This window comes from Devosia chinhatensis (assembly GCF_000969445.1).
Lineage (GTDB): Bacteria > Pseudomonadota > Alphaproteobacteria > Rhizobiales > Devosiaceae > Devosia > Devosia chinhatensis.
Map to the genome: position 1 here is coordinate 660,087 of NZ_JZEY01000061.1, position 23,788 is coordinate 683,874.

General features: G+C 64.3%; 28 protein-coding genes. 15 read left to right on the forward strand and 13 right to left on the reverse strand.

Annotated elements, in window-relative coordinates; all coding sequences use genetic code 11:
* Window positions 1-124: 124 nt before the first annotated feature.
* Both VE26_RS13510 and argH read right to left on the reverse strand, forming a co-directional pair.
* Window positions 125-844 carry a gamma-glutamylcyclotransferase gene (locus VE26_RS13510; protein WP_160297850.1) on the reverse strand — a complete coding sequence of 240 codons (720 nt, stop codon included), beginning with the start codon at window positions 842-844 and terminating at the stop codon, window positions 125-127.
* Between the two features lie 64 nt (window positions 845-908).
* Entirely contained in the window at window positions 909-2,354 is a 1,446-nt protein-coding gene (gene argH / locus VE26_RS13515; protein ID WP_084620471.1) for an argininosuccinate lyase, read from the reverse strand.
* Between the two features lie 22 nt (window positions 2,355-2,376).
* On the opposite strand from argH, the gene VE26_RS13520 reads away from it, so the two are divergent.
* Window positions 2,377-3,039, forward strand: coding sequence for a TlpA family protein disulfide reductase (locus tag VE26_RS13520; RefSeq protein ID WP_046105720.1), 663 nt, complete (start codon window positions 2,377-2,379; stop codon window positions 3,037-3,039).
* Between the two features lie 18 nt (window positions 3,040-3,057).
* Here the strand turns inward: VE26_RS13520 and VE26_RS13525 are convergent, their stop codons facing one another.
* Entirely contained in the window at window positions 3,058-3,789 is a 732-nt protein-coding gene (locus tag VE26_RS13525) for a class I SAM-dependent methyltransferase (RefSeq protein WP_046105721.1), read from the reverse strand.
* A 102-nt stretch (window positions 3,790-3,891) separates the two neighbouring features.
* Between VE26_RS13525 and gloB the strand changes: the two genes are divergently transcribed.
* Complete coding sequence (gene gloB, locus VE26_RS13530; RefSeq protein WP_046105722.1) at window positions 3,892-4,659, forward strand: hydroxyacylglutathione hydrolase; 768 nt, start codon at window positions 3,892-3,894, stop codon at window positions 4,657-4,659.
* A gap of 146 nt (window positions 4,660-4,805) precedes the next feature.
* Window positions 4,806-5,075, forward strand: a complete 270-nt coding sequence (locus VE26_RS13535) for a hypothetical protein (protein ID WP_152658853.1) — start codon at window positions 4,806-4,808, stop codon at window positions 5,073-5,075.
* Here the strand turns inward: VE26_RS13535 and VE26_RS13540 are convergent.
* Window positions 5,072-5,521 carry a hypothetical protein gene (locus VE26_RS13540; RefSeq protein WP_244465705.1) on the reverse strand — a complete coding sequence of 150 codons (450 nt, stop codon included), beginning with the start codon at window positions 5,519-5,521 and terminating at the stop codon, window positions 5,072-5,074. The two genes, VE26_RS13535 and VE26_RS13540, sit on opposite strands and share 4 nt — an antisense overlap.
* 171 nt (window positions 5,522-5,692) lie before the next feature.
* Between VE26_RS13540 and VE26_RS13545 the strand changes: the two genes are divergently transcribed.
* On the forward strand, window positions 5,693-6,172 hold the full coding sequence (locus VE26_RS13545; protein WP_046105724.1) for a VOC family protein: 480 nt from the start codon (window positions 5,693-5,695) through the stop codon (window positions 6,170-6,172).
* Between the two features lie 57 nt (window positions 6,173-6,229).
* Here the strand turns inward: VE26_RS13545 and fumC are convergent, their stop codons facing one another.
* From fumC to VE26_RS13560, 3 genes are all read right to left on the reverse strand, one after another.
* Window positions 6,230-7,630, reverse strand: coding sequence for a class II fumarate hydratase (fumC, locus tag VE26_RS13550; RefSeq protein ID WP_046105725.1), 1,401 nt, complete (start codon window positions 7,628-7,630; stop codon window positions 6,230-6,232).
* A gap of 121 nt (window positions 7,631-7,751) precedes the next feature.
* Complete coding sequence (gene rpmF / locus VE26_RS13555) at window positions 7,752-7,931, reverse strand: 50S ribosomal protein L32 (protein WP_046105726.1); 180 nt, start codon at window positions 7,929-7,931, stop codon at window positions 7,752-7,754.
* Between the two features lie 274 nt (window positions 7,932-8,205).
* Entirely contained in the window at window positions 8,206-8,913 is a 708-nt protein-coding gene (locus tag VE26_RS13560; RefSeq protein ID WP_046105727.1) for a transglycosylase domain-containing protein, read from the reverse strand.
* Window positions 8,914-9,012: 99 nt separating this feature from the next.
* On the opposite strand from VE26_RS13560, the gene VE26_RS13565 reads away from it, so the two are divergent.
* The 6 genes from VE26_RS13565 (at window position 9,013) to VE26_RS13590 (ending at window position 12,546) form a co-directional block, all read left to right on the forward strand.
* A complete protein-coding gene (locus VE26_RS13565; RefSeq protein ID WP_046105728.1) occupies window positions 9,013-9,915 on the forward strand; it encodes a polyprenyl synthetase family protein in 903 nt (300 codons plus the stop codon).
* A complete protein-coding gene (locus tag VE26_RS13570; RefSeq protein WP_046105729.1) occupies window positions 9,912-10,553 on the forward strand; it encodes an MOSC domain-containing protein in 642 nt (213 codons plus the stop codon). Before VE26_RS13565 ends, VE26_RS13570 begins: the two co-directional genes overlap by 4 nt.
* Before the next feature lie 7 nt (window positions 10,554-10,560).
* Window positions 10,561-11,028, forward strand: coding sequence for a YbaK/EbsC family protein (locus VE26_RS13575; RefSeq protein ID WP_046105730.1), 468 nt, complete (start codon window positions 10,561-10,563; stop codon window positions 11,026-11,028).
* Window positions 11,010-11,636 carry a class I SAM-dependent methyltransferase gene (locus VE26_RS13580; RefSeq protein WP_244465706.1) on the forward strand — a complete coding sequence of 209 codons (627 nt, stop codon included), beginning with the start codon at window positions 11,010-11,012 and terminating at the stop codon, window positions 11,634-11,636. Before VE26_RS13575 ends, VE26_RS13580 begins: the two co-directional genes overlap by 19 nt.
* A 124-nt stretch (window positions 11,637-11,760) precedes the next feature.
* Window positions 11,761-12,189: a PACE efflux transporter gene (locus VE26_RS13585; RefSeq protein WP_046105732.1), complete on the forward strand. Its 429-nt coding sequence runs from the start codon at window positions 11,761-11,763 to the stop codon at window positions 12,187-12,189.
* A gap of 42 nt (window positions 12,190-12,231) precedes the next feature.
* A complete protein-coding gene (locus VE26_RS13590; RefSeq protein WP_046105733.1) occupies window positions 12,232-12,546 on the forward strand; it encodes a hypothetical protein in 315 nt (104 codons plus the stop codon).
* Here the strand turns inward: VE26_RS13590 and VE26_RS13595 are convergent.
* Window positions 12,524-13,000 (reverse strand): GNAT family N-acetyltransferase, encoded by a 477-nt coding sequence (locus VE26_RS13595; RefSeq protein ID WP_052715922.1) that lies wholly within the window; start codon window positions 12,998-13,000, stop codon window positions 12,524-12,526. The two genes, VE26_RS13590 and VE26_RS13595, sit on opposite strands and share 23 nt — an antisense overlap.
* Before the next feature lie 86 nt (window positions 13,001-13,086).
* On the reverse strand, window positions 13,087-14,328 hold the full coding sequence (ispG, locus tag VE26_RS13600; protein ID WP_046105734.1) for a flavodoxin-dependent (E)-4-hydroxy-3-methylbut-2-enyl-diphosphate synthase: 1,242 nt from the start codon (window positions 14,326-14,328) through the stop codon (window positions 13,087-13,089).
* 94 nt (window positions 14,329-14,422) lie between these two features.
* Between ispG and VE26_RS13605 the strand changes: the two genes are divergently transcribed.
* The gene (locus VE26_RS13605; RefSeq protein WP_046106362.1) at window positions 14,423-14,827 is read left to right on the forward strand and encodes an iron chaperone; all 405 of its coding nucleotides are present in this window, start codon (window positions 14,423-14,425) and stop codon (window positions 14,825-14,827) included.
* Window positions 14,828-14,829: 2 nt separating this feature from the next.
* On the opposite strand, the gene VE26_RS13610 is transcribed toward VE26_RS13605, so the two are convergent.
* From VE26_RS13610 to dapF, 4 genes are all read right to left on the reverse strand, one after another.
* The gene (locus tag VE26_RS13610; RefSeq protein ID WP_046105735.1) at window positions 14,830-15,462 is read right to left on the reverse strand and encodes a septation protein A; all 633 of its coding nucleotides are present in this window, start codon (window positions 15,460-15,462) and stop codon (window positions 14,830-14,832) included.
* A 109-nt stretch (window positions 15,463-15,571) separates the two neighbouring features.
* Window positions 15,572-16,810, reverse strand: coding sequence for a signal recognition particle-docking protein FtsY (gene ftsY / locus VE26_RS13615; protein ID WP_046105736.1), 1,239 nt, complete (start codon window positions 16,808-16,810; stop codon window positions 15,572-15,574).
* Window positions 16,811-16,909: 99 nt separating this feature from the next.
* Window positions 16,910-18,172: a tRNA (N(6)-L-threonylcarbamoyladenosine(37)-C(2))-methylthiotransferase MtaB gene (mtaB, locus tag VE26_RS13620; protein ID WP_046106363.1), complete on the reverse strand. Its 1,263-nt coding sequence runs from the start codon at window positions 18,170-18,172 to the stop codon at window positions 16,910-16,912.
* Window positions 18,172-19,020, reverse strand: a complete 849-nt coding sequence (dapF, locus tag VE26_RS13625; RefSeq protein ID WP_046105737.1) for a diaminopimelate epimerase — start codon at window positions 19,018-19,020, stop codon at window positions 18,172-18,174. The genes mtaB and dapF overlap by 1 nt, the downstream gene beginning before the upstream one ends.
* A 289-nt stretch (window positions 19,021-19,309) precedes the next feature.
* Here dapF and VE26_RS13630 point away from each other — a divergent pair, with 289 nt between their 5' ends.
* The 4 genes from VE26_RS13630 (at window position 19,310) to rpsP (ending at window position 23,697) form a co-directional block, all read left to right on the forward strand.
* Entirely contained in the window at window positions 19,310-20,269 is a 960-nt protein-coding gene (locus VE26_RS13630; protein ID WP_052715924.1) for a hypothetical protein, read from the forward strand.
* A complete protein-coding gene (locus tag VE26_RS13635; protein WP_160297851.1) occupies window positions 20,269-21,465 on the forward strand; it encodes a GNAT family N-acetyltransferase in 1,197 nt (398 codons plus the stop codon). Before VE26_RS13630 ends, VE26_RS13635 begins: the two co-directional genes overlap by 1 nt.
* A 249-nt stretch (window positions 21,466-21,714) precedes the next feature.
* Window positions 21,715-23,301 (forward strand): signal recognition particle protein, encoded by a 1,587-nt coding sequence (ffh, locus tag VE26_RS13640; RefSeq protein WP_046105739.1) that lies wholly within the window; start codon window positions 21,715-21,717, stop codon window positions 23,299-23,301.
* Window positions 23,302-23,334: 33 nt separating this feature from the next.
* On the forward strand, window positions 23,335-23,697 hold the full coding sequence (gene rpsP, locus VE26_RS13645; protein WP_046105740.1) for a 30S ribosomal protein S16: 363 nt from the start codon (window positions 23,335-23,337) through the stop codon (window positions 23,695-23,697).
* The last annotated feature ends 91 nt before the right edge of the window (window positions 23,698-23,788 follow it).

The following is a 23,788-nucleotide window of genomic DNA, read 5'->3' on the forward strand; positions in this document are numbered from 1 at the left end:
CAGTCGTGGCGCTGCGGCACGTTCGATCTGATCGTTCGACAGGCTCACCATGAGGTTGAACCAGAGACCCGTCTGGGATGTTGGCTAGGCTCTAAGCCAAAGCCCAGAAAAACAAAAGCCAGACTTATCGATCTGCCTCATAAGCCGCTTCGATCCGTTCTGCCACCAGATGCTGCAAACGCCAGAGATGGGGATCGTGGATGCCCATGCGCTCGAGGTGATCCACAGTGGCAAAGAGATACTCGGCCATCGACCCCCGCGAGCCCACGGCCCGCGACAGCACGTCGGCGATTTCGGCCTCGCTGAGACCCGACACATAGCGTCCCGAATGCCGGTCGATGCAGAAGGTCAGCGCCTTGATCCGGTGATCGCCGCTCTGCACATTGACCCAGCGCGGGGGAAAAGCGGAGGGAAGCCACGCCATTTCTCGCTCGAACAACCGGACGAGATTGTCCTCAACACGGTCGGAGGGCAGGCGATAGGCGACACCTTTGCAGGAGCCACCGCGGTCGAGCGCCAGCATCAGACCGGGATTTTCGTCGCTGCCGCGCCAGCGATTGTTCCAACCCAGGCAGAAAGACCGGTGCCAGCCCCGCACCAGGCCGTTGCGCATCTCGACAAATTCGCAGGCCGGTTTCCAGATCAACGAGCCATAGGCAAAGAACCAGATTTCACCAGGATCTTCGATCTGCTCCATGAGCGCGGCAATATTGGCGCGATGGTCCGCGTCGGTCGCCGCATACAGGCCCTCTGGCGGAGCCGGCATGTCTTCGCTGATGTCCGCAGGCTGGAGATAGGCAACATGGCGGGCGCTAAGGCGCATTTGCCGGGGACGTCTGGACACTCGCCTCTCCATTCTTCCCTCCCCCCGGGACGGGGAGAAGGGAATGGTGTCTTATTCGGCCGGCTTACTCAACTCCGCCATCGCCATGGCCGCCCTTCTTCTTGGTCAAGGGACGCGGCTGGTGGTTTTCGCCGGTAAGAAGGCTTTTCCAGCGCGCCGTCTGGGCGAGCACATTGGCCGGTGCCGTACCACCATAGGACTGGCGCGCCGCAACCGAGGCTTCGACGGTAAGCACCTTATGAATGCGGCTGTCGATGCGCTGGTCGATAAACTTGAAATCCTCGATGGTAAGGCCCTCGAGACCGCAATTCTTCTGCTCGGCCAAAGCCACGACCTGCCCGGTAATGTGGTGGGCATCCCGGAAGGGAATGTTGAGCTCGCGCACCAGCCAGTCGGCAATATCGGTGGCGGTAGAGAAACCTGCAGAGGCCGACGCATGCATCTTCTGCCGGTTGGGCTGCATGTCGGCCACCATGCCGGTCATGGCAGCCAAGGACAGCGAGAGCGCGTCGAGCGCGTCGAAGGCGACCTCCTTGTCTTCCTGCATGTCCTTTGAATAGGCGAGCGGCAGGCCCTTCATGACGACGAGCAGCGAATTGAGCGCGCCCAGGATGCGGCCGATCTTGGCACGCACCAGTTCGGCCGCATCGGGATTACGCTTCTGCGGCATGATGGATGAGCCGGTTGTGAACTTGTCCGAAAGCCGGATGAAGCCGAACTGTGCGCTCGACCAGATCACCATTTCCTCGGCAAAGCGGGACAGGTGCATGGCGCAGATCGCGGCAGCAGCGAGCGTTTCGAGTATGAAATCGCGGTCCGAAACGGCATCGAGCGAATTGGCCGTCGGCCGGTCAAAGCCCAAAGCCGCGGCCGTCATGTCGCGATCGATCGGATAGGGGGTGCCGGCCAGGGCCGCCGAGCCCAGCGGATTCTCGTTTAGGCGCCGACGGGCGTCGGCCAGGCGCCCGGCATCGCGCCCCAGCATCTCGACATAGGCAAGCAGGTGATGACCAAAGGTGACCGGCTGGGCATTCTGCAGATGAGTGAAACCAGGCAGGATGGTTTCGGCTTCCTCTTCGGCTCTGGCAACGAGGGTCAGCTGCAAGGTCTGGATCTGGGTCACCAGGTGATCGATGCTGTCGCGGACATAGAGGCGGAAATCGGTCGCCACCTGGTCGTTGCGAGAGCGGGCCGTGTGCAGGCGCCCGGCGGCATCGCCGATCTTTTCGCGCAGGCGTGACTCGACATTCATATGAATGTCTTCCAGCGCCCGCGAGAATTTGAACGTGCCGCCCTCGATTTCGGCCAGCACCTCGTCTAGACCGGCCAGGATGGCGTCACGATCGTCTCGCGTCAAAATGCCCGTCTTCTCGAGCATTGTCGCATGGGCCTTCGATCCGGCAATATCCTGGCGGAACAGACGCTGGTCGAAGCCGATCGAGGCGTTGATTTCTTCCATGATGGCGTCGGGGCCGGAAGCGAACCGTCCGCCCCACATCTTGTTGCTCATCTCAAAGCCTTTCGGAGAACCCATGTCGGACACACCAGCACCCCAGCCAAATCACCGCAGAAGCTGGCAGCTTCCTGTCGCGATCGGGGTTGGCGGTTTGGGCGTAGCTATAGCGGCGTGGTTTTATCTCGGCAATGCCGCCCAGGCGACCTCTTGCCCGGCCCAAATCGCCCAGGCCCAGATCGTAGATGCCGCCGCCCGCGGCGAGCTGGCCGCCCTCAACGGCACCGGCGAGGGACGCGGATATGCCGATATGGCCTTCAAGGATGCCGCTGGCACGGACATGACCATCGCCGATTTTTCCGGCAAGGCGTTGCTGGTGAACTTCTGGGCCAGCTGGTGCGTACCCTGTCGCGAGGAAATGCCGGCTCTGGATGCCATCGCCACCCAATACAATTCCGATCGCTTCATGGTGCTGCCGATCAACCTCGATATCGGCGCGGGCGGGCAGGAAAAGGCACAGGACTTTCTCGACGAAGGCGCCTTCGACAATCTCCCGCTTTATGCCGACAGCACCTTTGCCGCCTTTGAGCGCTTAAAGCGCGAAGCTGTGGCCGTAGGCCTGCCAGCGACCTTGCTCCTCGACCCCGATGGCTGCGAACTGGCGGTGCTTCAGGGCCCTGCCGAATGGCACAGCCGCGACGGCGAAGCCGTGGTGGAAGCCCTGATCGGCCTGCGCGGCTGATTCTTTGCCCCGACGTGGTCAGGACGTGCGCGCGGTCGCCGGGGCTAGGCCCGGCACGCGCACATAGCGTTCGGCGCGCTTGCGGCGCGGCACGGCGGGGAAGGCTTCCTTGCGCGCCCGCACGCAGATCACCCCGCTCATGGCTGGGCCCAAAAGCCGGCCGAACCGCTCGAAAACGCGTGGCGATTTCAGCACGAGGCCAGATTGCAGGGGCGGCAGGAACAGGGCGTCACGCCAGGCTTCGGGCACGAAGGAATGGTCACGCAGCAATTTTTCCAATTGCCCGCCGGAATAGGGATTGCCCTGTCCGAACGGCGTGTTGTCGCGCTGCGCCCAGATGCCGCGCCGGCGCGGGACGACCAGGATGAGATGGCCATTGGGCGCGGTAACCCGCCAGAGTTCGCGCATCAATTCCTCGGCGTCGGCAATATGCTCGAGCGCGTGGATGGCGATAGTGAGGTCGATCGCCGCGTCGGTGAGCGGCATTTCCATAGGATCGCAGAGCACCGTGCAGGAGGGCCCCTCGCGCGGCCACGACGACGCGCCCTGCCGCCCCGGCATGAAGGCGAGCACCCGCTCCGCGCGGCCCAGCGCAAAGCGCAGATAGGGCGTGGCAAAGCCGAGCCCCAAGACCCGTCGGCCCTCGACCGCTCCCGCCAGCTCGATGACCCGCTCGCGCACAAGCGCGCGTGAAATCCGCCCCAAAGGCGATTTGTAGAAACCGATAAGGCGCTGGACGTCGCTGGTCATGGACCGACCTTGCCAAAGCGGGAAGAACTTGTCCAACGCCGGGTTGCGCTTCACCAGCGCGCTCCCTAGCTTGCACCTCAAATCATTAGAGGAATCTGCTCCATGGCTCTCATCGTCGACGTCTTTTCCGCGCGCGAGGACAATTTCGGCTATCTGGTGCACGACGAGGCCAGCGGCCGAACCGCCGCCATCGATGCCCCCGAGGCGGCCGCAATCCGCGCCGCCCTGTCACGGCGCGGCTGGTCGCTCTCGGATATCTTGATCACTCATCACCATATCGACCATGTCGAGGCCATTGCCGAACTCAAAGAGGCATTCGGCGCAAAAGTGACCGGTCCGGCCGAGGAAGCCGACAAGATTGAAGGGCTCGATGTCCTGGTCCGCGACGGCGACGTGGTGAGCTTGGGCGAAAGCCGCTTCGACGTCATCAAGACCCCCGGCCATACGCTGGGTCACATCGTCTTCCACGATGCCGCAAACGGGCATCTTTTCTCGGCCGATGCCCTGTTTTCGCTGGGCGTCGGACGGATGTTCGAGGGAACGCCCGGGCCGATGTGGGAAGGCGTCAAGCGCCTGCGGGCGCTGCCGGACGAAACGCTGGTCTATTGCGGGCACGAATATACCCAGAGCAATGCCCGTTTCGCGCTGTCCATCGACCCCGACAATGCAGCGCTCCAGGCCCGGGCTGCTACGGTCGAAGCCCTGCGCAAGGCGGGCAAGCCGACCATTCCGTTCAGCCTCGGCGAAGACAAAAAGGCCAATCCGTTCCTGCGGGCCGATGCCCCGGAACTGGCGCGTCACTATGGGCTTGACGGCTCCGATCCGGCGGCGGTCTTTGCCGCGATCCGCAAAGGCAAGGACACTTTCTGAGCGCGGACACACGATCAAAACCCTGTGCGAAACCCTTCCCCGGGGATCGAATAGGTTAACAGACTGTTATCATCTGGCATGGCGCTTGCACCTTTATGGGCAAGGCAACGAGAAACCTGTCCCGATCCGAGACAGGGCGGCCGGAAATGGTACAGTCGATGTCCGAACAGGATCACAATGAGACGGAACGCATCGGCCTCCCGCAAAGGGTCGCGCCGGCCTCTGCGCGCCCGTCACTGGCCCGCAGCGCGCCCGATGCCGCCTTCGTCAGCCAGCTTATCGCCGCCCGCGACCGGCTCAGCCCGCAACGCACCCGATCATCCGATCCGGGAAGCGCAGCCTTCGCCTATGGCCGCGGCGCCCGCATGGCCGAGCGTCGCATGCCGATGGGCTATCGCAAGACCAAGCTGGCCTAGTTCATCGACACATCACGACTGGCACTGGTGATCGAGACCGTAAAGCCGGCCACGACATCGATCAGGCTCATCACCATGAGCAGGAAGAAGACCGAGCTGGAGGCGGCGCCCACCAGCAGGAACTCGATGAGGAACACCACGAAGAGCACCATGGAGAGCATGTGCTCGACGATGGAGGCTCGGGCGGTCTGGGTGGACTTGAGCACTTCGAAGAACAACAGCACGATGCCGATAACCAGCAGGAAGTCGCCGGCCGTGATGGCCCATGGCATGCCCGATGGCATGGGGATGGAGAAAAGACCCGCGCCCCAATTGACCGGATTGCCGCCAAAGAACAGGAAGACGACGAGGTTATAGATCAGGAACGGGAAGACCAGCAGCGGCGGAATGAAGGTGCCGCGGCGGCGCGGGGCATGGTGGGGTGGCAGGACGACGGTTTCGCTCATGACGGGCCTCTTTGCCTGAGCGCACCATGCCAGAGCTTGCCCGGAGGCGGAAGCTGGCCGGGGCGCGATATTTTTCCCGAGCCTGTCTGTCGGGTCGAAGGCTGAACGTCGTAGCATGCACCCTGTTGCACGCGATGCGACAATGGGGGCGGCGACATAGAGGAGACAGCCATGGCCAATGCCAAGAACACCATCTGCATCTGGTACGACACGCAGGCCGAGGAAGCGGCGCGCTTTTATGCCCAGACCTTTCCCGACACCGAGGTCCATTCGGTGCACCGCGCACCCAGCGACAATCCCTCTACCCAGGCGGGCGCAGTATTGACGGTGGAATTCACCGTCATGGGCATTCCCTGCATCGGGCTCAATGGCGGCCCTGCCTTCAAGCACAGCGAGGCCTTTTCCTTCCAGATCGCCACCGAAGATCAGGAAGAGACCGATCGCTACTGGAACGCCCTGGTCGGCAATGGCGGCGCCGAAAGCATGTGCGGCTGGTGCAAGGACAAGTGGGGTATATCCTGGCAGATCACCCCGCGCGCCCTGTCGGACGCCATGGCTGCCGGCGGTGAGGAAGGCAAGCGGGCCTTCGAGGCGATGATGACGATGAAAAAGATCGACATTGCCGCCATCGAGGCAGCGCGCCGGGGCTAGGTCGCAGGCACCCTGCCCCGGCCTCCCCTTTTCAGGGGGAGGCTACAAGGGGGTACATTACTTTTTAAGCTTGAGCGGGCCGACCATCTGCTCGGGCTTCACTTCGGCGTCGAATTCCTCGCCGGTCAGCAGGCCCAGCTCGATCGCGGTTTCGCGCAGGGTCGATCCGTTCTTGTGCGCAGTCTTGGCGATCTTGGCGGCATTGTCATAGCCAATTCGGCGATTGAGCGCGGTCACCAGCATCAGCGACTGGTCGACCAGATGCTTGATGCGCTTCTTGTCCGGCTCGATGCCGATAGCGCAATTGTCGTTGAAGCTCTTGGCGGCGTCGGCGAGCAGACGCACGCTCTGCAGGAAATTATAAGCGATGACGGGCTTGAAGACGTTGAGCTCGAAATTGCCCTGGCTGGCCGCAAAGCCGATTGCCGCATCATTGCCCATCACCTGGGCAACGACCATGGTCATGGCCTCGGACTGGGTCGGGTTGACCTTGCCCGGCATGATCGAGGAGCCCGGCTCATTTTCAGGAATGGTGATCTCGCCCAGGCCGGAGCGAGGGCCGGAAGCGAGCCAACGCACGTCATTGGCGATCTTCATGAACGCCACCGCCAGCTGCTTGAGCGCGCCGGACGTGCCCACGAAGGCATCGTGCCCGGCCAGAAGCGCGAACTTGTTGGGGCCGGTGACAAAATCATGGCCGGTGAGGTCCGCGATCTCGCGCGCCACGGCCACGGCGTAGTCGGGATGGGCATTGAGGCCCGTACCCACTGCGGTGCCACCCAGCGCCAGCTCCTTGAGCTGCGGCATGGTCTTTTCAATGGCATCGAGTGCGTAATCGATCTGCGCCACCCAGCCGGAAATCTCCTGGCCCAGCGTCAGGGGTGTCGCGTCCTGCAGGTGGGTGCGGCCGATCTTGACCACGTCCATGAATTCTTCGGACTTGGCCGCGAGCGTATCGCGCAGCAGCCGGACGCGTTCATACAGATAGTTTTCGACCGCCTCGACCGCCGCGATATGCATGGCGGTGGGATAGGTGTCGTTCGAGCTCTGGCTCATATTGACGTGGTCATTGGGATGGACGGGCTTCTTGGAGCCCATGGTGCCGCCGGCCATTTCGATGGCGCGGTTGGAAATGACCTCGTTGACATTCATGTTGGACTGCGTGCCCGAGCCGGTCTGCCAGACCACGAGCGGGAAATGATCGGCAAGCTTGCCCTCGATCACCTCGTCGGCTGCGGCCACGATCAGGTCGCGCGTCTTTTCATCCATGAGGCCGAGCTTGGTATTGGCCAGGGCAGCCGCCTTCTTGAGAATGCCGAAGGCGCGTACGATCTCGACCGGCATCTTTTCGCCGCCAATGTCGAAATTCATCAGGCTTCGAGCCGTCTGCGCGCCGTAATACTTGTCGGTGGGCACTTCGATATTGCCCATGGTGTCCGATTCGACGCGCATGCTCATCTGCCTGTTGCTCCTGAATAAGCCGCTTCTCATGGCGGCGGAAAAACAAAACGGCCGACCCTGTTGGGGGCCGGCCGCTCGAATATCAGATTAGCGCATCCGCGCCAAACAGCCTTTTGGCTTACTTCTTGACTGCCAGGATCTGGCGACCGCGATACATGCCGGTCTTGAGGTCAACGTGATGCGGACGGCGCAGCTCGCCCGAATCCTTGTCTTCGACATAGGTCGGGTTGGCAATCGCGTCAGCCGAGCGACGGAAACCGCGCTTCATCGGCGAGGTCTTGCGTTTTGGCACAGCCATGGTCGGTACTCCGAATTCAATATCGTTGCGCCGCCAGAAGCGGCCCAGAGACGTATCTCTGATGGGATTGGGGGGCTCTATAGAGCAAGTGCGGGGGCTTGGCTAGGGGTTTTGTTGCATCCAACCCTGCTCGATATCGGTGTGGATGAAGCCATTACCCTCGAACCGTGCCAGTTTGCGCAGGGCAGCGCCGGTGGCATTGTCGCAATCTGGAAGGCCATATTTACACCCCTTCACATTGGGATATACGGCATCCGGCGCCGGATGCGCAGGGCTAGAGCGCCAGCCGCCCGCCCTGCCCCACACAGGCGGCGCGCTGGCCGAAGTCCCGGGCGCGGTTTTCAACGATCCCCGCCAGCCGGTTGAGCCCGGCATTGGGGCGGGCCGGATTGCGCAGGATCGGATTGGGCAGGGTAACCGCCAAAAGGCTGGCCGTCCGCCAGTCGAGGTTCTGCGGCTCGCGGCCGAAGGCCCGGGCGCTGCCGGCGGCAATGCCGAACTCGCCCTCCGGTCCCCATTCGGCGATGTTGAGATAGATTTCCATGATGCGCTTTTTGGGCATGACGAGGTCGATATAGGCGGCAAGCGGCACTTCGAGCGCCTTGCGCAGCGCGCTCTGCCCGTTCCACAGGAACAGATTGCGCGCCACCTGCATGGTGATGGTGGAGGCCCCGCGCGTCTCGCGCCCAGCCAGGTAATTGTCGACCTCGATACGCAAGGCGGTAACGTCGATGCCCCAATGGCGGCAGAATTGTCCGTCCTCGGAGAGGATGATCGCAGCTTTCAGCCGGTCGGAGATATCGTCGATATCGCGCCAGACTCGCACCACCGGTTGCCCGGTGACGCCCCGCACCAGCATGGGGACCGAGATCGGGGCGACGACCAGATAGACCGGCGTCAGCACCAGCGGGATGGCAACGAGCACGGCCAGGATGCCGAGGGGGATGCGCAGGGCGCGCCAGAATGTCTTACGTCGGGCCATGGGGCTGTGTACCGGCACTTGGGAGCCGAGGGCAAGCGACGGCGCTGCCGCTACCGCCACCCCTTGCCGCCCCCAGCCCAAAACGCTAGCAACGAGGCCATGTATGACTTTTCCGCCGACAGCGCCGATTGCGCCCGCGCCGTGGAGGCCGGGCTTTCCGATTATCTGACCGGTGCGAGCCTGTCGGGCCCGGGCCCGGCTGCCGAACGGCTGGTGGCCGCCATGCGCCATGGCAGCCTCGAGGGCGGCAAGAGGCTGCGGCCGCTGCTCGTCCGCCAGGCGGCGGCGATCTTTTCGGTGCCCCGGCAAGACACGCTGCGCACCGGGCTCGCGGTGGAAATGGTCCATTGTTATTCGCTGATCCATGACGACCTGCCGGCCATGGACGATGACGACATGCGGCGCGGCCGGCCCACGGTGCACAGGGCCTTCGACGAGGCCAGCGCCATCCTGGCGGGCGATGCGCTGCTGACCCATGCGTTCTCCATCCTGGCCGATGTCCAATGCCATGCCGATCCGCAGGTGCGGGTGCGCCTCGTGGCCGAGCTGGCCGCAGGCTCCGGCGCCGGTGGCATGGCCGGCGGGCAGATGCGCGATATCGAGGGCGAAAAGGGCGGCTTTTCGGAGACCGACATCGCCGCCATGCAGGCCATGAAGACCGGCGCGCTGATCCGCGCCTCGGTGCGCATGGGAGCGATCCTGGGCGGCGCTGATGCGCGGGCCCTCTCGGCGCTGACCGCCTATGCCGAAGCGGCGGGTCGGGCCTTCCAGCTGGCCGACGACATTCTCGACGTCACGGCCAGCCCCGAATCCATGGGCAAGGCGACCGGCAAGGATGCAGAGGCCGGCAAGCAGACCCTGGTGGGCCGGCTGGGCATCGAGGCTGCCCGCAAGATGCTCGACGGCATCGTCAACGAGGCGCTTCTGGCCCTGCGCACCTTCGGGCCCCGCGCCGACGGCCTGCGCGCCACGGCGCGCTATTTCGCGGCGCGGCAGAAATGAGCATGGTCCGTCTCGACAGCGTCAATCGCGGCACGCCCCAGCCCGTTCCCGGCCGCACCACCCGCTCGGGTATCTACAAAAGGCCCGTCACCGGCCCGGTGGAGATCGCCCCTTTGGGTCTCGTCGACGATGCCGTGCTCAACCGCAAGCATCACGGCGGGGTCGACCAGGCGGTCTATCTCTATTTTGCCGACGATTATGCCTTCTGGGGCGAGGAGGGCGTGGATGTGACGCCCGGCCTTTTCGGCGAGAACCTCACCATCTCGGGCGTCGTGGGGCGCGACGTGGCGGTGGGCGACCGCTTCGGCATCGGCACGGTCCTGCTCGAGGTGACCTCGCACCGCACGCCCTGCGCGGTGTTCGCGGCCCGCATGGGCGATCCCCGATTTGCCAAGCGTTTCCACAAGGCCGGGCGGCCCGGTGCCTATTGCCGGGTGCTGGCCGGCGGCGCGGTCGAGGCGGGCATGGCCGTCGATCTCACTCCGTTTTCCGGCGCGCGGATCACCATGAGCGCGCTGATCGCGCTCGATGGAGCCCGCAGCATCGATGCCGATTTCCTGCGGCGGGCCCTGACCGCTCCCCTCCACCACAAGATGCGGGCCGATTACGAGAACCGCCTCGCCAGCCAATTGCTGTGAGTTTGCCATGAGCCTTGCTTCCGTCACCGCCGACCTCGCCGCGCGCGCGCCCGATCTTTCGGTGATCGTCACCGAGGCCTCGACCGCCACGGTGCCGCTTGCTGCCGAGGTGCATGGCGTCGCGCCGGGGCAGATCGCCAAGACGCTCTGCATCCGCGTGCGGGACGAGGACGTGCTGCTGGTGACGCGCGGCGATGCCCGGCTCGACAACCAGAAGTCCAAGCAGGCCTTTGGCGGCCGCCCGCGCATGCTGGGCGCCGAGGACGTGCTGCGGCTGACCAGCCATGCGGTGGGCGGGGTCTGCCCTTTCGGCCTGCCCGCGCCGTTGCCGATCTATCTCGACACCTCGCTCAAGGCCTATGACATCGTCATTCCCGCCGGCGGCGATACCCACGCCTCGGTCCGGCTCAGCGTCGACCGGCTGGCCGAACTGTGCGGTCGCCAATGGGTGGATGCGTGCCAGTTGCCCGAGTGAGCGCGGCAGAGGATTTCATCCGGGCCCGCCTTGTGCTGACGGCGCTGCCCTTCCGCCCCGATATCGTGCTCTACCAGCCCCATCCGCACAGCGGGCTGATTGCTTTCCTCGCGGAAGCGGGGCGCGACGAGCCCCCCTATTGGGCCTATGCCTGGGCGGGCGGGGCGGCGCTGGCGCTCTATCTGCGCGACAATCCCCAAGCGGTCAGCGGCAGAACCGTACTCGATTTCGGCGCCGGTTCGGGACTGGTCGGCATTGCCGCCGCCAGGGCGGGCGCAGCGGCGGTAATGGCCTTCGAGCCCGACGCGATCGGGCAGATTGCGCTGGGGCTCAATGCGAAGGCCAATGGCGTTGCGCTCATTGCCGCCGAGGCGATGGCGGAGGCCGAGATCGTCCTGGCCGGCGACGTTTTCTATGATGCGGCAGTGGCGGCGCGGACCCTGCCGGTTCTCAAGGCGCATGCCCGACGTGGTGCCAAGGTCCTGGTCGGCGATCCCTTCCGCCGGCATTTGCCGCGCGCGGAAATGACCCGGATCGCCACCTATGACGTACCCGACATGGGCGGCGGGCCCGAGGTCACCGCCGGAATCTTCGTCCTGCAGCCATAGACCATCGGGCATGCATTCCCGGCCTTGCCGCAGCCACGGCCCTCGCCTATATCGCTCCGCGTGAGGACGGCCTCCCCCATCATGGGCATCGCGTTCGGGACGGCCCGGTGATCTGGGGATTGCCATGCGCAACACAGCCGACCGTATCCGTCACGCCATTTCCTTTGAAGTCATCGGCATCATCCTGGCGACGCCGCTCGCCGCATTCGCCTTCCATTTGCCGGGTGGCGACAGCGCGGTGATCGTGGTGGCCAGCGCCACCGTCGCGATGGTCTGGAACTATGTCTACAATCTCGGTTTCGACCACCTGATGGTCAGGCTCCGGGGCGGGACGGAAAAGACCACGCCCATCCGCGTCATCCACGCGCTCTTCTTTGAGCTGGGCCTGCTGGCCCTCATGCTGCCGGCGATCGCCTGGTATCTGCAGATCTCGATCTGGCAGGCCCTGGTCATGGATATCGCGCTGGCGGCCTTCTACATGGTCTATGCCTTTGTCTTCAACTGGGCCTATGACCGGGTGTTTCCATTGCCCGAATGGCAAGAAAAAGCCTGATTGCCTCGCTAGCCTTCGGGGGCTGAAACAAAGGAAAAGACCATGGTTAAGCCCCTGATCCTGCTCGCCATCAGCCTCGCCGGCGTCACGAGCGCCCTGGCGTCGTCCGACGACGCCTGGGCCGAATTTGCCGCCGAGGTCGAAACGGCCTGCCTCGATGCCACCGAAGGTGTCTTCACCGAGCCAGAGGCAGTGGTCGATCCCTTCGGCAGCGAGAGCTTCGGCCTCGCCATTGTCTCCGGTGCCTTCCCGAGCGGCGGCGCGGGCAGCATTGTCTGCGTCTTCGACAAGCAGGCCAAGACCGTCGAAATCGGCGGCGAACTCGATATCACCGTCAGCCAGAACGCGGCGGAATAGGCTTGAGAGGCAAGCGCCCCAGCAGGTCGGCGCCGTTCGCCACAAAGGCGACGGCGCGCTCGTTTTGCATTTCGACCGCAAAACCCAGCCTGCGATGAAGCCGCAGCGAAGCCGTGTTGCTGACCAGCACATGGCTGCGCAACGTGCCGATGCCCAGCGTGCGCACCAGATCGCGCATGCCGGCCCCGAGCTCGGAAATCACGGGCGCAGTGCGATAGCGGGGATGAATGGCAAGGCCGCCGACAAACCAGGATCCGTCTGCCTGTGGCCACAGATAGCCATAGGCAATGAGCTTGTGGTCCCGGCGCAGACACACCCATTCCGATTTCGGCAGGGAGACTGCCAGCCGCTCGCGATGGAGTTCGCAATCGAGTGGGCCACCATCAGGCTCGCGCAGACAGATGAGATCGAGCGCCAGGACGTCGCCAAGGTCGGGACGACCCGCTGTTGCCACTAAATCTGGCCCATCAGCTTGAGCCCGCCCAAAACGATGATCAGCATGGCCAGCCAGAACAGGCGGCGTTGATTGCGCTCGTTCATTTATTCGGCCGCATCCTGCTTGCCGGTGCCGAACTTCTTTTCGATATAGTCGGCGACCATGACCTTGAACTGGTCGGCGACATCGGCACCGCGCAGGGTGGCGACTTTTTCGCCATCGACGAAAACGGGCGCGGCCGGAGTTTCGCCGGTACCCGGCAGGGAAATGCCGATATTGGCATGCTTGCTCTCGCCCGGCCCGTTGACGATGCAGCCCATGACCGCGACCGACAACGTCTCAACGCCCGGATAGCGCTCGCGCCATTCCGGCATCGAAATGTTGAGATGGTCCTGGATGTCCTTGGCCAGGGTCTGGAAGGTCGTGGACGTGGTGCGTCCGCATCCCGGACAGGCCGCGACCACCGGCAGGAACTGGCGGAAGCCCATGGTCTGGAGCAATTCCTGCGCGACCTTGACCTCGGTCGTGCGATCGCCGCCCGGCTCGGGCGTCAGCGAGATGCGGATCGTATCGCCGATGCCCTGCTGCAGCAGGATGCCGAGCGCTGCCGAGGAGGCGACAATGCCCTTCGATCCCATGCCCGCCTCGGTGAGGCCGAGATGGAGCGCATAATCGCAGCGGGCGGCGAGGTCCTGATAGACCGCGATCAGGTGCTGGACGTCGGACACCTTGGTCGAGAGCAGGATCTGGTCACGCCGCATGCCCAGCTCCTCGGCGCGGGCCGCCGACAGCAGCGCCGACTGGATGATGGCCTCGCGCTGCACGGCGGCAGCGGAGATCGGGTTGGGTGAGACGGCATTGTCGTCCATCAGCCGGGTGAGCAATTCTTCGTCCAGCGAGCCCCAATTGACCCCGATGCGGACCGGCTTGTCATAGCGGTTGGCGATGTCGATCAGCGTTGCGAACTGGGTATCGCGCTTGGCCTTGAAGCCGACATTGCCCGGATTGATCCGGTATTTGGCCAGTGCCTCGGCACAGGCGGGATGATCGGTGAGGAGCTTGTGGCCGATATAGTGGAAATCGCCCACCAGCGGCACGTCATAGCCCATGACGGCCAGGCGGTCGCGAATGATGGGCACTGCGGCCGCACTCTCGTCGCGATCGACGGTGATGCGCACGATCTCCGAGCCGGCCCGGGCCAGCTGCATGACCTGCCTGACCGTGGCGTCGATGTCGGCGGTATCGGTATTGGTCATCGATTGCACGACGACGGGCGCGCCGCCGCCGACCATGACGCCCCCGACATTGACACCCACCGATTGCCTGCGCGGCGCTGGACCGGCCATTTCACACCCCGTTCAGTATTGCTTGTGAGATAGGCCTTCCCTTTTGCCCGCGCAACTGAACAATAAGGTGACGCTGCCCGGGAGGGACCCTGCCATGCCCGATGCCGAAACCGCCACTGCGCAGATCGACGCCCATATCGAGGCGCTCGCGCCCGCGTTCAGGGAGGCGATGCAGCACCTGCGCGCCGTGATCCGCGCGGCAGCGCCCGAGGCCGAAGAAATCATCACCTATGCCATGCCGGGCATTGGCCTTGAGGGACCGCTGGTTTCCTATTGCGCCTTCAAGACCCATTGCTCGCTCTTTCCCATGGGCAATTCGGTCTTTACCGGCATGGAAGACGAGATCGCCCCATGGCGCACCTCCAAGGGGACGCTGCAATTCACCCCCGATGCGCCCTTGCCGGATGCGCTGGTGATCCGCATCGTTAAGGCCCGTATCGCCGAGAACATTGCCAGGACGGCGCAGCGCAAGGCCCGACGACGGTCGCCAAAAGCCTGAGATCAGCTTTCCACCACAACCGGAGGCGGTCGTGCAGCCTCGGGCTCGGGAGCATATTTGTTGAGCAGGGGCAATTGCGTCATCGAGAAGATGACGGTCAGCGGCATGATCCCCCAGACCTTGAACGCGACCCAGAAATCGGTCGAGAAATTGCGCCAGACCACTTCGTTGATGACGGCCAGGAGCACGAAGAACAGACCCCAGTTGAGGGTCAGCTTCCACCAGCCCTCGGGCTTGAGCTTGTAGACGTCGCCGAAGACATATTTCAGCAGTGACTGGCCAAAGAGCAGACCCCCGAGCAGCACCGAGGCAAACATCACATTGGTGATGGTCGGCTTCATCTTGATGAAGGTATCGTCCTGCAGCCAGAGGGTGAGTCCGCCAAAGACCAGCACGACCACGCCGGTGACCAGAGGCATCACCGCCACCTTCTTGAGGATCAGCCAGCTCAGCAGCAGTGACACTGCCATGGCGCCCATGAACCAGGCCGTTGCCACGAAGATGTCGGCCCGCGCATTGATGATGAAGAACAGGACCAGCGGCCCCAGTTCCAGCGCCAGCTTGATGATCTGCGGCTTGAGTTCGTCCCAGTTGACTTCTGGTTCTGCAGTCTTTTCGGTCATCGGTTTTTCCATGGCAGTGCGGGCCAATGTGGCCGCGCAGGCCCTTTCATGCAAGCCGATAGCGGACAAGAATGGTGTTTTTTGGACGGCGCAAAGACAGCGCCCGCTCTGGCAAAGACGGCTAATCGCGCCCGGCAATGGCACGGGCGAAGTCCCGCGCCTCGAAGGGCTCGAGGTCCTCGACCCCCTCGCCGACACCGATGAAATGCACCGGCAGGCCGAATTTGCGGGCAATGGCGACGAGGATGCCGCCGCGCGCGGTGCCGTCGAGCTTGGTCATCACCAGACCGGTGACCCCGGCGCGCTGGCCGAAGATCTCCACCTGCTTCATGGCATTCTGCCCCGTGGTGGCGTCGAGCGTCAGCAGCGTGGCATGGGGCGCCTGCGGATCGACCTTCTTGATCACGCGAATGACTTTTTCGAGCTCGTTCATCAATTCGTCGCGGTTCTGCAACCGTCCGGCCGTATCGATGATGAGCACGTCGCGCCCTTCTGCCCGGGCCTGGGTGACGGCATCGAAGGCCAAGCCCGAGGCGTCGGCCCCGGTGGGCCGGACCAGGACCGGCGCGCCCGTGCGCTGGCCCCAGACCTGCAGCTGTTCGATGGCCGCCGCGCGGAAGGTGTCGCCGGCGGCCAGCATGACCGAGCGCCCCTCGCGGGCAAACTTCTGCGCCAGCTTGCCGATCGTGGTGGTCTTGCCCGATCCGTTGACCCCGATCATCAGGATGACGAAGGGCTTGCTGGCCGCATCGATGACGAGCGGACGCGCCACCGGCCCCAGCACCTTTTCGACCTCGGCGGCCAGCACGGCGCGGACATCTTCGCCCGACACATCCTTGTCGAAGCGATCCCGGCGCAGCGTTTCGGTGATGGCCATGGCCGTATCGATGCCCAGATCGGCCTGGATCAGCACGTCCTCAAGTTCATCGAGCGTCGCCGCATCGAGCTTGCGCTTGGTGAAGACCGACGTGATCGAGGTGGTGAGCGTGTCCGAAGAGCGCTTGAGCCCGGAGGCAAGACGGGAGAACCAGCCCTGGGGCGCCACCGGGGCAGCTGTCGCCGGCGCCGGCACGATCGGCTGGCTGTCGAGCCCAGCATGGGCCTTGTCCTCGATCTCCTCGATATAATCGGGCGTCGTTTCGGGCGGGCCGGGGGGGATCGGATGATCGGCCGGGCCCGGTGCTTCGGGCGGAGCGGCCGGCTCGGGCGTTGGCGGTACCGTTTCGGGGACGGGCGGGATCGGCTCTGCGGGCGCTTCCGGCCGGGTTTCCGGCGGCGCAGGCGATGGCGCCGGGCCGGGCTGGGGCTGGGGCGGCACGCCGAAGAGACGCTGGAAGAAGCCGGGTTTCTTTTCGGTCATACCCTATCTTTCGATCGCTGTGGCGCCATGATGCAACGCCTTCGCAGAACTCTTGAAAACCTCGCGGTGATCCTCTCGAACCACCAAGGTCAACTATCGTCAGGCCGCTGCGCGGAGAGCATCCCCGATCAGCCCGTCTTCGCCCAGCCCGGTGACGCGCACCGTGACCAGTTCGCCAGCCGTCGTACCGGCAACGCGAACCGGCACGAATTGTTCGGTGCGGCCCAGCCCGTCGCGCTCGACCAGCACGGTTTCGACGCGGCCAAGCCGGGTGGCGCACAGCGCCCGGAACCGCGCCTCGCCCACTTCTCGCAATATTGCAGCGCGCTGGCGGGCAATGGCCTTGCCCACCTGCGGCATGCGCGCAGCCGGCGTGCCCGGACGCGGCGAATAGGGAAAGGCATGGATATAGGTGAGGCCGGCCTCGGCGATGAAGCGGACCGAATTGTCGAACATCGCCTCGGTCTCGGTGGGGAAGCCGGCAATGATGTCGGCCCCGAACACCATGTCGGGGCGCAGCGTGCGCAGCTTGTCCACGACCGCCAGCGCATCCTCGCGCAGATGGCGCCGCTTCATGCGCTTGAGAATGAGATCGTCGCCCGATTGCAGCGACAGATGCAGATGCGGCATCAGCCGGGCATCGGTGACCGCTTCGTAGAGCGCCGGGTCGGCCTCGATGGAATCGATGGAAGAGATCCTCAGCCGCGGCAGGTCCGGCACATGGCGCAGGATGGATTGGGTCAGCGTTCCCAGACTGGGGCTGCCGGGCAGGTCGGGACCATAGGAGGTGATGTCGACGCCGGTGAGCACGATTTCCGAATAGCCGTTGGCGACGAGCTTTTTCACCTGTTCGACCACGAGGCCCATCGGGACCGAGCGCGAGGGGCCGCGACCGAAGGGAATGATGCAGAAGGTGCAGCGGTGATCGCAGCCATTCTGCACCTGCACGAAGGCGCGGGTGCGCCCATCCATGCCCTCGATGAGATGGCCGGCGGTTTCCCGCACGCTCATGATGTCGTTGACCTGCACCTTGTCGTTGAGCGGGGTGCCGAAGACCATGGGCTTGTAGCTTTCGGCCTTGAGCTTGTCGGCATTGCCGATGACGAGATCGACCTCGTCCATGTCGCCGAAGACGCGCGCCTCGGTCTGTGCCGCGCACCCGGTGACGATGATGCGCGCCTCCGGATTGTCGCGCCGTGCCTTGCGCACCGCCTGCTTGGCCTGGCGCACGGCCTCCTGGGTCACCGCGCAGGTATTGATGATGATGGCGTTGTCGAGCCCGGCCTTTTCGGCTTCGGCCTTCATCACCTCGCCTTCATAGGCGTTGAGGCGGCACCCGAACGTAAGCGTTTCGATGGCCATCAGGCAGCCTCGCTGCGCGTCCAGGCGCCCGTCGCGGGATCGAGGCGCCCGGCCCATTCGCGCTCGGCCGGCCCGGTCAGGACCACATGGTCATTGTCGAGCCAGTCCACGACGAGGTCCCCGCCGGGCACCGTGACCACGGCCTTGCGACCGGTGCGCCGCGTCCGGGCGCCGTTGACCAGGGCCGCGCAGGCCGCCGTGCCGCAGGCCTGGGTCAGCCCGGCCCCGCGTTCCCAGGTGCGCAGGATGATGCGCTCGGCATTGACGACATTGGCGATGGAAATATTGCACCGCTCGGGAAAGAGCGGATGGTTTTCGAGCAGCGGGCCGAAGCGGTCCAGCGCATAGGACCAGACATCGTCCTTGACCCAGAAGGTGGCGTGCGGATTGCCCATCGAGGCCACCGACGGAGAATGAAGCACCGGCGCATCGATCGGCCCGATCTGCAGTTCGACCTGGCGGGTATCGGCGAATTCCTCGTTGAGGGGTATGTCGTACCAGGCGAATTTGGGCGTACCCATGTCGACACTGATCTGGCCGTCCTCGGCTTCCTCCCCGAAGATGATGCCGGCCAGGGTCTCGAAGGTGAAGCGCTGCCGACCCTTTTCGGCCGAGAGCGCCTGGACCACGCAGCGCATGCCATTGCCGCAGGCCTGGGCCAGCGTGCCGTCCGAATTGATGATCTCGATGTGATGGGCCGTGCCGGGCGTGCGCGGATCATGGATGGCCATGATCTGGTCGAAGCGGGTTTCGGGCCGGGCATTGATGGCAATGGCGGCCTGCGGGCTGACGCGCGCCGCCGTGCCGCGCAGGTCGGCCACGATGATCTGGTTGCCCAGCCCGTTCATCTTCAAAAAGGGGACGTCGCTCACTGCCGTCTTCCGGGATTGCTGCGGGTTTGCAGCCTTTGCGCCCTATATGGCGGATGTGTCGGCAAAATTCCAGCGCGTCCGGTTTCGACCGCCCGGCCGGCACAGGCCGCATTCCCGAAAAAGAGACAATTTTCTTTTATTTTTAACCACTTGAGCCGGGTCCGATCTTAACCAGTCCAGCAGCTTTGAGATGCGGGAGACCACGATTTCGCTAGTGTGGCAGGCGAAGAATTGTCGTCCGTTTGCCACTTTCGGAGTCCGACCTATGAATATGCCCATGATGACCGACCAGATCATCACCGACTGGCAGCCGCATTATCCCAAGCTGTGGGGCAACCAGTCCCTGCGCCTCAGCCATAGCCTGGCCAATTCACCTCTCTTTACCGACGAAGCGCTGGCGCGGCTGATCGAGAAGAGCCCGCGCGAAGCCTATCACGTCAATTATTCGCAGAAGACGCCGGGCAACCCACCCAAGCGCCGCGAAGGCCAGATCCGCAACCTGTCGGGCGCCGAGGTCATCGAGACCGTGCGCCAGGGCAATATCTGGGTGAACCTGACGGCCCCGGCCAAGACCGATCCCGCCTATGGCGAACTGCTCGACAGCCTTTATGCCGAGTTCGAGGAGCGCGTGCCGGGCTTTGCGTCCTACAAGCGCAACCTGACCATTCTCATCTCCTCGCCCAACGTGTCGGTGAAGTATCATTCGGACGTGCCCGGCCAGAGCCTCTGGCAGGTGCGCGGCACCAAGAAGGTCTACGTCTATCCCGCCCAGGCCCCGTTCATCTCCCAGCCGGCGCTGGAAAAGCTGATCCTGGGCAAGCTGCGCGAAACCGACATGCCCTTCGAGCCCTGGTTCGACGACTTCGCCCAGGTCTATGACCTCGAAGCGGGGCAGATGCTGCACTGGCCGCTCAACGGTCCGCATCGCGTCGTCAATCACGGCATGCTCAATGTCAGCTTTACCACCGAGCACTGGACCGACGACCTGCGCAAGCATTACGCGGTCAACTATGCCAATGGCGTGCTGCGCGACAAGCTGGGCGCCAAGTCGCTCAGCCAGCAGGTGACGGGCCTCTCCTACATGGCCAAGCTGGGTCTGGCCGGCGCGGTCAAGTTCAGCCCGCTCAACCCGCAGAAAAAGAAGGTCTATACGGTCGATTTCGAAGTCGATCCGGCCGCGCCCGAAGGCGTGCGCGACATTCCAGCCCACAGCTTCGAAAAATGATGCTGACCGACACCCTCGAGTTTGCCGACCGCCGTCTCGACGCCGCGGCCGCAGCCGGATTTGCGCTGAGCGCCGGGGTCCTCGCCAATCGCGAGGCCCTGGACGCGCTGGCCGATCGCTGGCTGTCTCTGGAAATTGCCAGTTCCGATACCGGCCTGTTCCAGAGCCTGGGCTGGGCGCGGGCGATCTACGATTTCGAGGCCAGTCGCGGCAACAAGGATTTTGACCCGGTCATCGTGACCCTCGAGCAGGGCCGGCGGCTTGTCGGCATCCTGCCGCTCGAACGCATCCGCACGCTGTCGCGCACGGTGCTGGTGCCGCTTGGCAATGCCTTCGGGCAATATGCCGGTGCACTTCTGGCGCCCGGCGTCGACGCCCGTGCAGCTATCGACACCATGCTCGCCAAAGCCATCGGCAGCGGACCATGCGACTTCGTCAGCCTGCTCAAGGTGCGTGACGGCTCCGCGCTCGATCGCGGACTGCCCCCCACCAAGGCGACGACCGGCGCCGAACAGGGCGCGCCCTTCGTGGCGCTGGACGGATTTGCCGATTTCGCCAGCTATTTCCAGACCATCCGCACCAAGACGCGCAAGAACATGCGCAATGCGCGCAACCGCCTCGAGCGGGAAGGGCATGTCGAACACCGCCTCGTCACCGATCCGGCCGAGCGTCTTGCACTTGTGGACCGCACGCTGAGCGGCCGCGCCGAGAGGCTGCGCGACCAGGGCCTCACCTCCAGGGCCTTCCGCGACAGCGGCTTTCCCCAATTCTGCCGCAGCCTTGTGGGGCGCAATGACGTGACCCTGGCGGCTTTCTCGCTGACCCATGAGGGCAAGCCAATCGCCGAACAATGGGGTTTTGTGCATGCCGGGCGCTATTACGCCTTCATCGCCAGCCGCGACTTTTCCAATTCCGAGGAGAGCCCGGGCAAGCTGCACCTGGGCGAAATCCTCGAAGCCTGCTCTGAAATGGGCATTGTCGGCTGTGACCTCGGTGTGCCGGCCATGCCCTATAAGCTGACTTTCGCCACCCAGACGGTGACCGTGCGCGACTATGCCCTGCCGGTGACGCCGAAAGGCTGGATGATCATCCATCTTTGGGACATGCGCCTGCGGCCCGCTCTCAAGGCCTTGGCGATGCGTATGCCGAGCGATTGGCGCAGCCGGGTCATGAAGCTTTTCGGCCACGGTCATTGACCTCCGACCGGGGCGGCGGCCAAGGCACAGGAAATTGCCTCTTTTTCTTGACTCCCCGCCCCGTTTGACCTAAAGCCACCCCGTTCATCAGGCTTTTGCTCCTGACCAGCCGACCGGGACCCCGCAGGGGTTCGACGATCCCGGAGGCCAACATCCGCCAGCGCGTTGCGCCCGCGGGTGGGTTTTGCATTTGGCCTTTTGACACTTATCTCTCCGGGGGCTGATCCCCGTGAGCGAAAAGGAAAACAGATGTTCGAGAGCCTCTCAGACCGGCTTGGCAAGATTTTCGATGGACTTCGCGGACGCGGCGCGCTCAACGCTGCCGATGTCGATGCGGCCATGCGCGAAATCCGCCGGGCGCTGATCGAGGCTGACGTCTCGCTCGAAGTTGTGCGTGCCTTTGTCGAGCAGGTGCGCGAGCGCGCCGTCGGCGCCGAAGTCACCCGCTCGGTGACGCCGGGCCAGCAGGTGGTCAAGATCGTCAATGACGAGCTGGTCCAGGTGCTGGGTTCGGACGCCGTCAGCATCGACCTCAATGCCCCCGCACCCGTCACCCTCCTGATGGTGGGCCTGCAGGGCTCGGGCAAGACCACCACCACCGCCAAGATCGCCAAGCGCCTCAAGGACCGCCAGAAGAAAAAGGTTCTGCTCGCTTCGCTCGATACCCGCCGCCCGGCGGCCATGGAGCAGCTGCGCGTCCTGGGCGAACAGGTGGGCGTCGATACCCTGCCGATCGTCACCTCGGAAAGCCCGGTCGAAATCGCGCGCCGCGCCGAGCGCGAGGGCCGCCTGGGCGGCTATGACGTGCTCATCCTCGACACGGCCGGCCGCACCCATATCGACGACGAGCTGATGGCAGAGACCGTCAGCATCAAGGACATCGCCAGACCGCACGAAATCCTGCTGGTGGTGGACGCGCTGACCGGCCAGGACGCCATCAACGTGGCGCGATCCTTCGACGGACGCCTGGACGTCACCGGCATCGTCATGACCCGCGTCGACGGCGATGGCCGGGGCGGCGCGGCCCTCTCCATGCGCGCCGCGACCGGCAAGCCGATCAAGCTGATCGGTGTCGGCGAAAAGATGGATGCGCTGGAAGATTTCCATCCCAGCCGCATCGCCGACCGCATCCTGGGCATGGGCGACATCGTCAGCCTCGTCGAAAAGGCGGCCGAACACGTCACGGCCGAAGACGCGGCCAAGATGGCCAAGAAGCTCAAGAAGGGCTCCTTCGACTTCGACGACCTGCGCGCCCAGTTGCAGCAGATGAAGAAGATGGGCGGCATGGGCGGCCTCATGGGCATGCTGCCCGGTGCAGGCCAGCTCAAGAAGGCCATGGCCGGCGCCAGCATCGACGAGAAGGTGTTCGATCGCCAGGTCGCCATCATCAATTCCATGACCAAGGCCGAACGCGCCAATCCCGACCTGCTCAATGCCAGCCGCCGCAAGCGCATCGCTGCCGGTGCCGGCGTGGAGGTCAGCGAGATCAACAAGCTCGCCAAGCAGCACCGCCAGATGGCCGACATGATGAAAAAGGTCGGCAAGGGTGGCATGGGCGCGCTGGGCGGCATGTTTGGCGGCAAGATGGGCGGCATGCTCGGTGGCATGCCCGACCTCAGCAAAATGGACCCCAAGCAACTCGAGCAGATGGCGCGCCAGGCCGGGATCGATCCCGAGCAGCTCAAGGGCCTGCCCTCGGCCGACCTGCCTTCGGCGCAGAAGGCATTGCCCAGCGATGTCAACGCGCTTCTCAAATCCTCCGGCGGACCGGTGCTACCCGGTCTGGGCGGAGCGCCCCGTTTCCCTGGCCTGCCCGGCCTGGGCAAGAAGAAATAACCGAACACAACGATTTACTGACAGGACTGAAAAATGGCTCTCAAGATCCGCCTCGCCCGCGCCGGCACCAAGAAGCGTCCCTTCTACCACATCGTCATCGCCGATGCCCGTTCGCCGCGCGATGGCCGCTTCATCGAGAAGATCGGCACCTTCAACCCGCTGCTGGCCAAGGATGCCGAGAACCGCGTCGTGCTGAACACCGAACGCGCCCAGCACTGGGTCGGCGTTGGCGCCCAGCCGACCGATCGCGTGCTGCGTTTCCTCGACGCTGCAGGCCTGGCCAAGCGCGAAGCCCGCAACAACCCGAACAAGGCCGTTCCCGGCGAAAAGGCCAAGGAACGCGCTGAAGAAAAGGCTGCCAAGGCCGCAGCCGTTGCCGAAGGCTCGGCTGAATAAGTCCGGCAGAGCTGGAATGAGAAAAGCCCCGGTGGAAACACCGGGGCTTTTTTGTTTTGGATCACCGGGACATGCCCGATGGCCAGGATGG